The organism is Streptomyces sp. Wb2n-11, from assembly GCF_001049855.1.
GTDB lineage: Bacteria > Actinomycetota > Actinomycetes > Streptomycetales > Streptomycetaceae > Streptomyces > Streptomyces altiplanensis.
The window spans coordinates 7,348,870-7,361,737 of sequence record NZ_CVPB01000001.1; the positions used below are offsets into that span (position 1 = coordinate 7,348,870).

General features: G+C 71.3%; 12 protein-coding genes and 1 pseudogene. 10 read left to right on the forward strand and 3 right to left on the reverse strand.

What is annotated here, in order from left to right; translation table 11 throughout:
* Positions 1–12: 12 nt before the first annotated feature.
* The 4 genes from BN1555_RS33400 (at position 13) to BN1555_RS33415 (ending at position 3,737) form a co-directional block, all read left to right on the forward strand.
* Positions 13–570, forward strand: coding sequence for a telomere-protecting terminal protein Tpg (locus BN1555_RS33400; protein WP_093802888.1), 558 nt, complete (start codon positions 13–15; stop codon positions 568–570).
* A 181-nt stretch (positions 571–751) separates the two neighbouring features.
* On the forward strand, positions 752–1,717 hold the full coding sequence (locus tag BN1555_RS33405) for a MerR family transcriptional regulator (RefSeq protein WP_093802889.1): 966 nt from the start codon (positions 752–754) through the stop codon (positions 1,715–1,717).
* Positions 1,718–1,984: 267 nt separating this feature from the next.
* Positions 1,985–2,506 (forward strand): P-loop nucleotide/nucleoside kinase family protein, encoded by a 522-nt coding sequence (locus BN1555_RS33410; RefSeq protein ID WP_093802890.1) that lies wholly within the window; start codon positions 1,985–1,987, stop codon positions 2,504–2,506.
* 688 nt (positions 2,507–3,194) lie between these two features.
* A complete protein-coding gene (locus BN1555_RS33415; protein WP_093802891.1) occupies positions 3,195–3,737 on the forward strand; it encodes a DapH/DapD/GlmU-related protein in 543 nt (180 codons plus the stop codon).
* Between the two features lie 80 nt (positions 3,738–3,817).
* On the opposite strand, the gene BN1555_RS39715 is transcribed toward BN1555_RS33415, so the two are convergent.
* Positions 3,818–4,075, reverse strand: coding sequence for a hypothetical protein (locus BN1555_RS39715; RefSeq protein WP_093802893.1), 258 nt, complete (start codon positions 4,073–4,075; stop codon positions 3,818–3,820).
* A 37-nt stretch (positions 4,076–4,112) separates the two neighbouring features.
* Positions 4,113–4,445, reverse strand: a complete 333-nt coding sequence (locus tag BN1555_RS39720) for a helix-turn-helix transcriptional regulator (RefSeq protein WP_093802894.1) — start codon at positions 4,443–4,445, stop codon at positions 4,113–4,115.
* A gap of 2 nt (positions 4,446–4,447) precedes the next feature.
* On the opposite strand from BN1555_RS39720, the gene BN1555_RS33430 reads away from it, so the two are divergent.
* Entirely contained in the window at positions 4,448–4,714 is a 267-nt protein-coding gene (locus tag BN1555_RS33430) for a hypothetical protein (protein ID WP_176710220.1), read from the forward strand.
* 525 nt (positions 4,715–5,239) lie between these two features.
* On the opposite strand, the pseudogene BN1555_RS33435 reads toward BN1555_RS33430, so the two are convergent.
* Positions 5,240–5,472, reverse strand: a pseudogene (locus tag BN1555_RS33435) (integrase core domain-containing protein); the annotation flags it as partial.
* Positions 5,473–5,978: 506 nt separating this feature from the next.
* Here BN1555_RS33435 and BN1555_RS33440 point away from each other — a divergent pair.
* The 5 genes from BN1555_RS33440 (at position 5,979) to BN1555_RS33460 (ending at position 12,866) form a co-directional block, all read left to right on the forward strand.
* Entirely contained in the window at positions 5,979–8,141 is a 2,163-nt protein-coding gene (locus tag BN1555_RS33440; RefSeq protein WP_093802897.1) for a hypothetical protein, read from the forward strand.
* A gap of 77 nt (positions 8,142–8,218) precedes the next feature.
* On the forward strand, positions 8,219–9,724 hold the full coding sequence (gene pelF / locus BN1555_RS33445; RefSeq protein WP_093802898.1) for a GT4 family glycosyltransferase PelF: 1,506 nt from the start codon (positions 8,219–8,221) through the stop codon (positions 9,722–9,724).
* The gene (locus BN1555_RS33450) at positions 9,721–11,070 is read left to right on the forward strand and encodes a hypothetical protein (RefSeq protein WP_093802899.1); all 1,350 of its coding nucleotides are present in this window, start codon (positions 9,721–9,723) and stop codon (positions 11,068–11,070) included. Before pelF ends, BN1555_RS33450 begins: the two co-directional genes overlap by 4 nt.
* A 28-nt stretch (positions 11,071–11,098) precedes the next feature.
* Positions 11,099–12,121, forward strand: a complete 1,023-nt coding sequence (locus BN1555_RS33455) for an SDR family NAD(P)-dependent oxidoreductase (protein WP_093802900.1) — start codon at positions 11,099–11,101, stop codon at positions 12,119–12,121.
* Positions 12,122–12,152: 31 nt separating this feature from the next.
* Positions 12,153–12,866, forward strand: a complete 714-nt coding sequence (locus tag BN1555_RS33460) for a nucleotidyltransferase family protein (protein WP_093802901.1) — start codon at positions 12,153–12,155, stop codon at positions 12,864–12,866.
* Positions 12,867–12,868 lie beyond the last annotated feature (2 nt).

Consider the following 12,868-nt stretch of genomic DNA (forward strand, 5'->3'; position numbering starts at 1 on the left):
GAGAAGGTCACGATGAGCCTGATCGGGGACGGCCTGGAAGCCGCGGTGCAGAAGGCGTTCACCCGCCCGGCGCCCAAGAGCGCCGGCGCGCAGATGCGGTATCTGGTCAAGCAGATGAAGGGCACGAAGGCGGTCGCCCGGATGCTGCGCATCTCCCAGCGCACCGTCGAGCGGTACGTGAAGGACCAGATCAAGAAGCCCCGCCCGGACCTCGCCGCACGGCTGGAGCGTGAGGTGAAGAAGCGGTGGCAGCCGCAGATCCGGGCGAAGGCCAGGGCGAAGGCGGCGTCCACGGGCGGCATCGTCATCGACACCCGCGCCCGCCTCGGCTACGTAGCACCGATCGGGTCGACGGACCAGGACCGGATCCGGCACCTGACCGTCGCCCTCCCCCCGATCCACGCCGCCCGCCTCTTCGAGGCCCAGGAGGCCGGTGCCGGCGACGCCCGACTTCAGGAGATCGCCGCCGAAGCCCTCAAGGAGACCTACTTCCAGGACGGCGGCCGCCGCGCCGGGAGCCTGGAGGAAGTCCGCTTCACCGACATCGAACACCTGGAGTTCGACCTGTAGCAGCCGCCCCCCGAACAGCCCGCGAGCCGGAATGTGACCGAGCGTTCGATGTGGCGGATGAGCGGCTGGGCTGACAGCGCTGAGCGTTCCAGCGGGTGAGGGGTGGCGCCGGTATGGAGGGCCGACTTGACCCGTCCCCCAAGGGCCGGGTTTAGCGTTCTGCTGCGACGAGGAGGTGCACATGCGTGCAGGCGAAGCGGCCGCGGCCGCCGGCGTGACGATCAAGGCGCTGCGCTACTACGAGGACTGCGGTCTGCTCCACCCCGGCCGTGCGGCCAACGGCTACCGCGACTACACCGCGGAGGACGTCCGGCTGGCGGAGGAGATCCGCAGCCTCGGGGCGCTCGGCCTCACTCCCATGGAGACCGGGCCGTTTCTCGCGTGCCTGCGCGCGGGCCATGAGGAAGGCGATCACTGCGTGGAGTCCCTGGCCGCCTACCAGCAGAAGATCGAGGCGCTCGACCTTCTCGTCGCCCGGCTGGCCCACAGCCGGGAAGAGCTGATCCGCCGCCGGGACGCGGCGGCCCGGCGAGGTTTCCCCTCCATCACCGAGCCATTCAAGGAGCCCGACAAGATGCTGCCCAAGGCCGACCCCCTGCCCTCCGGCCTGCCGGTCCCGGTGGACGACGGCGCAGCCGCCCACCTTCCTGGCCGTATGCTCCCCGCTCTGTCGTTCACCGGCACGGACGGCAGCGGCATACGCCTGGACGCGGTCTCCGAGGGCCGCTGGGTGCTCTTCTTCTACCCGCTGACCGGAGACCCGGCCGCCGACGTCCCGGAGGGCTGGAACGACATCCCGGGCGCCCGCGGGTGCAGCCAGGAGGCGTGCGGCTTCCGCGACAACCTGGATGCACTGCGGGCCGAAGGCGTCGATCGCGTCCTTGCCCTGTCCTCGGACCGGGCCGACTACCAGCAGGCGCTCGTGGACCGCCTGCATCTGCCCTACCCGATGCTCTCCGACCCCCGGCTCACGCTCGCAGACGCGCTGAAGCTCCCGACGTTCGAGGCCAACGGGCAGACGATGTACCGCCGCCTGACCCTCGTACTGCGCGGCGCCACCATCGAGCACGTCTTCTACCCGGTCTTCCCACCGGACACCCACGCCGACGAAGTGACGCAGTGGTTCCGCAACCATCGCGACGCATGACCGTATCGATCGAAGGCCGTCACCCGGCCCATGGCCGCGCCGAACGATCGGCGACAAACCGAGCGAGCGTTTGAGTTGGCGAAATCCGCCAGCTCAAACGCTCCTTCACACGACCACACGAACCGAATCACGTGAGGTGGCACTTGGGCAGGCTCGTTGTCGCCGGCTGGGCGGCATGCCCAGCCGGTGCGATTCTTCGAGGCAGGCGACAGCTGATCCTGGCGGTTGAGGCCACCTGGGCCCCATACGGCGCTAGCGTCAGGTCCCATGATCGTATGGCTCAACGGCACCCATGGCGCAGGTAAGACGACGGCCGGCGCACTCGTGCAGCAACTGATCCCGGATTCACGGGTGTTCGATGCCGAAAAGGTCGGCGAGGCACTCATGGACATCAAGCCGGGACTGCCCTGGACGGGCAACTTCCAGGACTGGCCGCCGTGGCGGCCGCTCGTGGTCGAGACCGCCCGCCGCGTACTCGATTACACCGGTGGCACTCTGGTGATGCCCATGACGGTCCTGGTCGAGCAGTACTGGCGCGAGATCAGCGCGGGCCTCGCCCAGCATGCGATTCCGGTACGGCACTTCGTTCTCCACGCCGACCAGGACACTCTCCGCGGGCGCATCGAGGGGGACACGGATCTTGGCCCCTCCCAATTCCGTCTCGCCTACCTCGAGCCCTACGCCGAGGCGGCCCGCACGTGGCTGCACAGTGAGGCCGAGATCATCGACACCACGCACCTCACGCCCGTCCAGGCCGCCCTGCGGATCGCGGAGGCCGTCAAGAGCTGAGGTCCACCCGTCGGTCTTCGCTACCGGCTGTCAGTTGAAGATGTCCAGGAGATCCAGCCAGGAGCCCGGGTCGTCGGCGGGGCGGGTCCGCATCGGGCGCGGATCCGGGTAGGTCTCCGCTTCGCCGCCGGCCTTGTCACTGCCGCAACCGGAGACGGCCCCCAGGCACGACGGCGGCCAAGGCCCCGTCGGCAGGCAGGCTGACGGTGCGTGATGCCCCGATCCGCATATGACTTCACGGAGGACGGGCGGGGCGGGCCGTCCTGTCGGTGTGACGCGGCAGGCCCGGGACGGGTTTCACCGGTGCGGCAGTTGAGGACGGGCCCGTCAGCAGACGCGAAGGTGCGGTCGTCCAGCACTCTCGTCATCGGTACGAAGAGGTTCTGGTACTCCCGCCCTCCGCGCGTAGGACAAACGCCGGGCGGTCGGGCGGACCTACGGCCGGCTCATGCTCCACTGCCGCCCGGCCCACGATCACGCAGCTCTGCCCGCCCGCTCCGAAGCCATGATCCACTCTGTCATGGCAGCCTGATGGCCCATCGCCTCACCGGTGAAGTCTCCATTTCCCGGCGCGGCCCGATGCGCGGGCCTGGAAATCTTGTTCCGGGGTGAAGAGCCGGGGAGGGGGAGGCGGAGGACCTCTGGCTGGATCTTGTCCAGTCACCCGTACACGAGAAAGGATTGCGGCATGTCCAGCGAGCGTCTCATGCGTATCCACAGTGCGGAGTTCCAGGCCATGGCCGAGAGGGTCCTGCGGGTCACCGAGCTCACCTCCCGCCTGAACGTCCTGCCCTTCGAGGACGAAGCGGGCAAGGCCGAACTGTTGGAACAGATCCTCGGCAGGCCGCTGCCGCCGGGAGTCACGGTCTATCCGCCCTTCTACACGGACCACGGTCTCCATCTCGACCTCGCCGAGCGCGTGTTCATCAATCAGAACTGCACCTTCCTGGACTACGCAGGCATCCGGCTCGGCGAGCGCGTGATGGTCGGCCCGAAGGTCACGTTCATCACCAGCGGCCACCCGGTCGATCCCGAGGAGCGGCGGCTGTACCTCACCGGCGCGCCCATCGACGTGGCGGAGAACGTGTGGATCGGTGCCGGTGCCACGATCCTGCCCGGGGTCAGCATCGGCCGTGACGCCGTGATTGCCGCCGGCGCGGTCGTGGCCGACGACGTTCCACCGGCAAGCCTGGTGACCGGAACAAAAGCCACCGTGCACCGACGGTGGTGAAAACCTCCCCGAGGCTCCGCCCACTGCAGATCCTGGGGTGGAACACCGGGAGGAAATGCCTTCCTGGACGATGGTCTTACTCATGGGGGAGGGGCAGGGGCATGCCCGGTGTCCGCGATGGCGGCCCATCGGTGCACGAGGTGCCGGCATGCCTGGACGGGTTCGGGCGGGCGGAGTTCGGTGTCGAAGGTGGCGAGGAGTCCGGCGATGCCCGCCCAGGACCAGGCGCCGAGGGTGAGTCTGCAGTGGTCGTCATCGAGGTGTTCGACGACCGAGCCGCCTGGTGCCCAACGGGCGACGATCCCGGTCGGCAGGTTGAGCCGGGGCTGCCGGTGCACTGCCAGGTGGCGGGGGTGTCGCCGCGGTCGTGACTGCTCATGACGAAGCGGGCGAGGCCGTGGCCGGGAGTTCACGCGGGCTGAAGCACTGTGTGGTCGGGCGGGGGCGGAGCCGGTCGACGCGGAGCACTCGCCACTGCCGGTTTTCCAGGTCGTAGGCGACCAGGTACCACCGGCCGGCCCGGACGACCAGGTGGTGCGGCTCTACTCGGCGGACGGGCAGGAAGCCGTCCTCTCCGGGGGAGGGGCGCGAGCCGTCGGCGCGCAGGGTCTCGACGACGAGTACGTGGCGGTGGCGCGTCGCGGTTCCCACGGTGGTGAGTGCCGACGGGTCGATGGGCGGTGCCAGGAACTCCCAGTGGTTGTGCAACTGTGACCGACTCCCTCCGTCACCTGCGGGACGGCGAGTTGCGGGCCGTGCTGCTGAGCCGGTTCCGCGAGCGGGGCTGGGCCGAGCACACGCTCGAGGTCATCGCCCGCGCCGATCCGCACAGCGTGGCCGCATACCGCTTCAACGCATCCCCGGCTCGCGCGTCCGACCTCGCGCCGTGGCCCGCAGACTTGATCACCGCGCTCGGCGACGCCGCCACCGCGGTGACCACCCCGATCCTGGCCGCTGCCGCCCGGCTGCGTCGTTAACGGTCTACGCCGGTCGAAGGCACCCGCTTGCGCCGGTGCACGGCGTGCCTGCACGGGCATGGTGCGGCTCCCGGCCCGCAACCAGCAGCGCTGGAGGTGATCCGGGCGGCCGGCCCGGGCGGTGTCCGGCGGCCGCCACATGGGGGCTGGCACCGGGCCGGGTGGAGGCAGGGGTTGGCCGCCCGCAGTTCCCCGTGCCCGGCCACCACCGGGCGGGCCGGCTGCGCGCGGTGGGCCGGAGGCCACCGCTGAGCCGGACCGCGGCCCGGCGGATCGCCGAGCACCTGGCCACGGCCGGCGCCGACAGCCCTGGACGGGCGTCCGCTTCGCTGCTGCGCGGGAGCCGTGACCTCCTGGACGCGCGTCGTTCACGGCCGGAGCCGGCCGTTCACAGGTGGATCTGGAGCACAGCGAGTGGGAAGTGCCGCCCCACTGCGCGTTGTCCGCCATGCCTTGCCTGTCGGGACCGCCGGGCTTGGTGACCGCGTTTGGCTGAGACTGACCTCCAGGAGTGGACGCCGGTTTTCACGCGACGAGTGACAGCGTATGTGGCGTGATCAGTCGCTGTTCGAACTCGGATGGCGTGAGGCAGCCGAGCCTGGAATGCCGACGGCGCCGGTTGTAGCGCGACAGCCGGCGGAACAGCTCGAGCCGCGTCTGTGCCTTCGAGGCCCAGTGCCTTCCGTGGAGCAACTCGCGTTCGAGGCCCTGGAGGAACGACTCGGCGGGGGCATGCCATAGCTCGAGACGACCCGCCCATGCTGCGCCGGATGCCGGGCCGGCCATGGGATGTGCCAACAGCCAACAGCCAACAGCCAACAGCCAACAGCCAACAGCCAACAGCCAACAGCCAACAGCCAACGGCCAACGGGGCGGGTCCGGTGCGGTGCCGAGTCGGTCCGGGCGCCCGGGCTGGCTGAAATTGGTAGCCGCCCCTGAAAAGTTTTTGCGGACTGGACCACAGGAGGGCGCCGGTCGGCGCGGTAGGCGCTTTCAGTACCTCTGAGCTGTGGCGGAGAAGCGGAACCCCTGCCGCTGGGGGCTCTGTACGCGTTGCCGGAAGGAGGGCCGATCGGGCCTCGAGGTATGCGGGAAAGGTTTATTTCTCGCCAGGTTTCACGACGCCCTCACAGAACCTCCATGTCTGGCCCCACTATGTGATCCGACAGTGCGGGACACAGGCGGCGGCTGGCCGAACGCCCGTCTCGCCGGGGGGCAGGGCATGCCGGTCGCACCACCGGCATGCCCTTCTGGGGAGGGACCCATGTACTTCACAAGCCGTACGGTCCGATGGGCCGCGAGATCCACGCTGTCCGCCGCGCTCGTACTGACGCTCTTCGCGCCGGCGAACGCGGCTGCGGCGGCCCCGGCGGCGCCACGCGTTGACCTGAGCGTCCTCGTGGTCGGCGACGGAGGCCCTGCCACCGCCGCGATCGCCGCCGAACTCGACGGCGCGGGAACTCCGTACACGATTGTCGACCTGACTCGCCGGGACCGCCCGACGATCGACAACGGCTTCCTCTCCGACACGCTCGACGGCCGGCCACGCGCCAAATACCAGGCGGTGGTGCTCCCCAATGACAATCCGTTCGGGGCCGGTTCGGCGGAAATGGAGGCGCTCGTCTCGTACGAGAAGGCCTTCGCCGTTCCGCAGGTCAACGCCTACACCTACGCCCGGCCCGAGGTCGGGCTCGACTCCCCGGCCAACGGCGGCTACAGCGGTTCGCTGGACGGCGTGCGCGCCGAGGTGACCGCGGCCGGCGCCGCAGGTCCCTTCGGCTACCTCGACGGCGGTGTCCCCTTTGAGGACAACTCGCCTTCGGTCAGTGAGAGTTACGGGCATGTCGCGAAGCCCCTGCCGGAAGCGGACTTCACCAGTTACGTCGAGGCGCCGCTGCCCGGCACGTCGGAGCGGGGGTCGATCGTCGGTGAGTACCGCCACGACGGCCGCCGCGAACTGGTCGTCGGCTTCGTCTACAACCAGTACCAGCAGCAGTTCCGACTGCTCGCCCGCGGCATTGTGGACTGGATGACCCAGGGCGTGCGGCTGGGCGCCTCCCGCAACTACTTCGCGGTCCACGTCGACGACGTCTTCGCCGCGGACGACCGCTGGGACACCGAACTCAACTGCACTCCCGGCGACGTGGACTGCGCTCCCGGACAGGGCGGTGAACCCGACCCCATCCGTATGACGGCCGCCGACGCGCAGTACGCGGCCGAGTGGTCCGCGGCCAAGGGTTTCACCCTGGACATGGCGTACAACGGCGGCGGCAGCGAGCTCTACAAGGAGGAGCACGGCGGCACCGACCCGCTGGCGCAGCGGCTGACCGCCGACAAGAACACCTACCGGTGGATCAACCACACCTACAACCACCCCTTCCTCGGCTGCGTCCAGGACGTCACGGTCGTCCCCTGGGTCTGTGCCAAGAACCCCGACGGAAGCACCAAGTACGTCACCCGTGCGGAGATCTCCTCCCAGATCAGTGAAAACCGCGCCTGGGGGCAGCGCGCCGGACTGCCCCTGGAGAACAGCGAGCTGGTGACCGGGGAGCACTCCGGGCTGAAGGTCCTGCCGCAACAGCCCGACGACAACCCCCACCTCGGCCCCGCCCTCGCCGACAACGCCGTCACCTGGCTCGGATCCGACAACTCCCGCGACCGCGCCCAGCGCAAGGTCGGCCAGGCCCTCACCGTGCCCCGCCACCCCATGAACGTGTTCTACAACGCGGGCCGCACCACCGAGCAGATCGACGAGTACAACTGGATCTACACTCGGGCCTCCGACGGCGGCAGCGGTGTCTGCGAGAGCGCCGCCGGCACCACGTGCCTGGCGGAGCCGCTCGACACGGTCACCGGTTACACCGACTACATCGTGCCGCTGGAGGTCCGCATCGGCCTCGGCCACGCCCTCGCCAACGACCCCCGGCCGCACTTCATCCACCAGTCCAACCTCGCCGAGGACCGCATCGCCTACCCGGTGCTCAACCGCATCATCGACGACTACGCCGGGCTGTACGCCGCCAACACCCCGCTGGTCAACCTGCGCCAGCAGCAGATCGGTGCGGAACTGCGCGACCGGGCCGCCTGGAACACCGCCGTCAGGGCCGGGCAGGTGACGGCGTACCGCGTCGGCGACACCGTCACCGTTCGCGCACCCGGCGGTGTCCGCGCGAGCGCCACGATGCCCGCCGGCACCCGGCAGAACATGCTGCTCGGCACCGAGGCGTTCGGCAGCCCGTACGCCGGATCGCTCTCCGGCTGGGTCTCGCCCGGACTCCTCCAGGACCGGGTGACGCTCACCCTGCCCGCCGGCGCCACCGCCACGGCCGCCCCGGCGGACCGGGCCGACCCGGTGGGGGCCGCCGCCCCGCGCCTGCCGGTGCCGGCCGGGGTGCGCAAGCGAGTCCCGTACGGCGTCACGAGCTGACCCGCGCCCGACCGCCGCCACCACTCCAGCCGACCTGGCCGGCACAACGCCGCATCTCCACGGGGGAACGTTTCGTCATGCCCGATTTACTCCGCGTGCCGCCGTCCGGCGGGGCCCGGGTCACCCTCCTCACCGAAGGCACCTACCCGCACAGCCACGGCGGCGTCAGCGTGTGGTGCGACCAGCTCGTCCAGGGCATGCCCGACTTCGACTTCCGGGTGATCGCGGTGACCGGCACCGGCCGGGAACCGCTCGCCTGGGAGCTGCCGTCCCACGTCGCGCCGCCCGTCACCGTCCCGATGTGGGGCCCGGACCCGGTGGGCAGGGCCCCGCGCGGCCGTCGCCGCAGGCAGCTGATGGCAACGTACGAACGCTTCCTGACGGCGCTCCTCGACCCCGCCACTGAGGACCAGTTCGGGCCCGCGCTGCATGAACTGGCCCGTTCGGCCAGGGACGGGGAGCTCGCGCCCGCCCTGCGCACGGACCAGGCCGTCGGCGTCCTGGCCGCCGTGTGGGGCCGGCCCGGCCTGCCGGTGCACGCGGCCCGGCCGACCCTGCACGACGCCCTGACCGCCACCGACCTGCTGGAGCACGCGCTGCGCCCGCTCACCGCCGCGCCGCCCGAGCACGGCGTGTCCCACGCGGTGAGCGGAGGGCTCGCGGTACTGCCCGGGCTCGTCGGGCGGAGGCTGCACGGCGTACCGCTGCTGCTCACCGAGCACGGCGTCTACCTGCGCGAGCGCTATCTCGGCTACCGCACGGGCCCCTACCGGTGGCCGGTCAAGGCGCTGCTCCTCGGTTTCTTCCGGCTGCTCGCCGAGGAGACGTACCGCACGGCGGACCTGATCACGCCGGGCAACCGCTACAACCGGCTGTGGGAGGAACAGGGCGGCGCCGCACCGGAGTTGATACGCACCGTCTACAACGGCGTCGACCCGGCCGCCTTCCCGGCCGCCGGGCCGGAGCCGGAGACCCCCACCCTCAGCTGGGCCGGACGAGTCGACCCGATCAAGGACCTGGAGACGCTCATCAGAGCCTTCGCCCTGGTCAGGGCCGAGATGCCGGACGCCCGGCTGCGGCTCTTCGGCGGCACCCCGCGCGGCGGCGAGGCGTACCGGGAACGCTGCGAAGCGCTCGCGGCGGAGCTGGGACACGCGGACGCCGTCGTCTTCGAGGGCCGGGTCGAGGACATACGCGACGCCTACGCGGCGGGCAACGCCGTGATGCTGTCCAGCATCAGCGAGGGTTTCCCGTTCACGCTCATCGAGGCCATGTCGTGCGGCCGGGCCACCGTCTCCACCGATGTCGGCGGCGTACGGGAGGCCGTCGGCGACACCGGTCTCGTCGTGCCGCCGAGGGAACCGGAAGCCATGGCCCGCGCGGCCCTGGAACTGCTCCGCGACCCGGAGCGCAGGGCCGCCATGGGGCAGGGCGCGCGGCTGCGGGTCATCGAGCAGTTCACGCTCCGGCAGACCATCGACACCTTCCGCTCCATCTACACCGAACTGGCGGCAGGGCGGGCGGCCGACGGCGCGGACCTGCCCGGGTGGCGGGACGACCGGCACGCCGGGGCCCTCGGATGAGCGGCCCGCTGCGCCTGCTGCCGGGCGAGGGCGGCAGCCTGCCCGCCCTGCCCCGGCAACGGAAGGGGAACCGGGGGCGGCCGAGCTGGGCCGCCGATCCGATCGACGAACTCGCCGAGCGGCTGATGGAGCCGGTGTCCGCCGCCGTCCATCCGTACGAGGTCGCCGCGCTGCTGGAGTCGGACGGCCTGACGGGGGGTCAGATCAGTACGCGCTACGGCCGTCCCGGCCTGTTCACGCTGGCCGCAGACCTGTACGCGCGGGTGCCCCGGCACTACCCGGAACCACCGCCGGCCACCGATCCCTGGCGCCCCGACTCTCTGCGGTGCGCCGTGCGCGGGCTGGTCTTCGCGCTTCCCGGACTGGCCTACGTGCTGGGCTCCGGGTTGCTGGAGGGCGCGCGGGCCGTCACCGGGCTGGTCGCCGCCGGTCTCGTGGCCTGGGCGTGGAACCAGGCGCTCAGCCACCGCGCCCATCTGCGGCTCGCCGCCGGCGCGGGAGCGGCGCACCGCACGCTGCGGCTCGGCGCTCCCGCAGGGGCGCTGGCGGCCTCAGCGACGGGCCTGGTTCTGGCCGGGCCGGGGGAGGCCGGGGCCTTCGCCGTCGGGCAGTCCTGCTACCTGGCCGCGGCCACCGTGCTGCTGGTCCTCGGCCGCGAACGGACGCTGCTACTGGCGCTGCTGCCCGTCGCCGCGGGCGCCGCGGCCACGCTGTGGTGGCGGCCGCCGGCCGCCGTGGCGGTGGCCGCGCTGCTCGCCACCGTGTGCCTGGCGATACTCGCGGCCGCCCACGGGGTACGGGCGCCGGGCCCCGTGCCGGCGGGTGGCGCGCCGGGACTGTCGGCGTCCCTGCCGTACGGGCTGTTCGGCCTCGCCGCCGGGGTGCTCGCGATGCTCACGGGGGCGACGGACCCGTACGCGGTGGTCGTCCTGACCCTCAGCATGGGCTTCGCCGAGTGGCTGCTCTACCGCTACCGGGGGCTCGCCGTCGCCGCCCTGCGCGCCAGCACCGAGCCGCGGGGCTTCGCCCTGCGGGCCGGTCGGGCCCTGGTGCTGTGCCTGGGCGCGTACGTGGCCCTGCTGGCGGCCGGTGCCCTGCTCACCGGGACGGGCGCCGCCCCGCTGCTCGGGCTCGGGGCGGTCCTGTGGACCGCGCTGCTGCTCCAGGCGTTCGGCGTGGCATGGCCGCCGGCGGCGGTCTGCCTGACGACGGCCGCCGCGGAGGCCGCCGCCCCTGCCGCCGGGCTCACCGCCGGGCTCGCCCAGCCGCTCTGCCGGACCGTCGCGGCCCTCGTCCTCCTGTACCTGGCCTGCCGGATCCTCGGCAGACCCACCGCACACCGCTGAACCGCTCGCCTTCCCACCCCTCCACCTCATGAGGAGCGTCCCCGTGACCGCACCAGCACCGTCTCTCGTCGCCGTCACCGGCGCCGAGGGCTTCATCGGCTCCCATCTCACCGAGGCGCTCGTGGCGGCCGGCCACCGGGTCCGCGCGATGGCGCAGTACAACTCCTTCTCCTCCTACGGGTGGCTGGAGACCCTGTCCGCCGAGACCCTCGACCAGGTCGAAATCGTCCTCGGCGACGTCCGCGACCCGGGGTCGGTCAACCAGCTGATCGAAGGGGCCGAGGCCGTCTACCACCTGGCCGCCCTCATCGCGATCCCGTACTCCTACCAGGCCCCGCACAGTTACGTGGACACCAATGTGACGGGCACCCTCAACGTCCTCGAAGCGGTGCGCAGGCAAGGCACCCCGCGCCTGGTGCACACCTCGACGAGCGAGACGTACGGCACCGCGCAGACCGTGCCGATCACCGAGGACCACCCCATCAGCACCCAGTCCCCGTACGCCGCGTCGAAGGCCGGCGGCGACCGGCTCGCCGACAGCTATCACGCGAGCTTCGGCACCCCGGTCGTCACCCTGCGCCCCTTCAACACCTTCGGCCCGCGCCAGTCGATGCGTGCGGTCATCCCGACCGTCATCGGCCAGGTCGCGGCCGGGGAGCGGACCATCACGCTCGGAGACCTCCGCCCCACCCGCGACTTCCTGTACGTCAAGGACACCGCCCGCGCCTTCCTCGCCGTCGGCACCGCGCCCGCCGAGGCGGTCGTGGGGCAGACCTTCAACGCCGGCACCGGCGGCGAGATCTCGGTGGGCGAACTCACCCGGCTCATCGGCAAGCTGATGGACGCCGACCTCGACGTACGCGAGGACGAACAGCGCATCCGGCCGGCCAACTCGGAGGTGATGCGCCTGGTCGCGGACGCCACGCGACTGCGCACTGCCACCGGCTGGCGACCGGAGCACGACCTGGAGCAGGGGCTCGGCCACACCATCGACTTCTTCCGCGACCCCGGCAACCTCTCCCGCTACAAGACCGGCATCTACAACATCTGACCCGACCGCACGCGACGTACAGGGGACTTCCATGCATGCAGTGATCCTCGCCGGTGGCAAGGGCGTTCGGCTGCGGCCGTACACGACGGCGCTTCCCAAGCCGCTCGTGCCCATTGGCGACCAGCACGCGATTCTGGAGATCGTGCTCCGCCAGCTGGCCGCGAGCGGCTTCACCAGCTGCACCATAGCCATCGGCCATCTGGGCCACATCATTCGCGCGTACGTCGGCAACGGCTCCCAGTGGGGCCTGCGCGTGGGCTACTCGACCGAGGACAGCCCACTCGGCACGATGGGCCCGCTGCTCACCATGATGGACCGGCTGCCGGACGACTTCCTGGTGATGAACGGCGACATCCTGACCGACCTCGACTACGGCGAGGTCGTCCGCTCGCACCGCGCCTCGGGAGCCCCGCTCACGGTCGCCACGTACGCCCGCAAGGTCGCCATCGACTTCGGTGTCCTGACGACCGAGGCCGGGCGGATCACCGGCTTCGCGGAGAAGCCGAGCATGGACTACCGGGTCTCCATGGGCGTCTACGGACTCTCCCGGGAAACCCTCGCCGGGTACACGCCGGGCCTGCCGCTCGGCTTCGACGAACTGGTCCTCGACCTGCTCGCCGCCGAACGCCCCCCGCACGCCTACGAGTTCGACGGATACTGGCTCGACATCGGCCGCCCCGACGACTACGACCGGGCCAACGCGGAGTTCACCACCCACCGCGGCCTGCTCCTCAAGGGGGCGTGAGC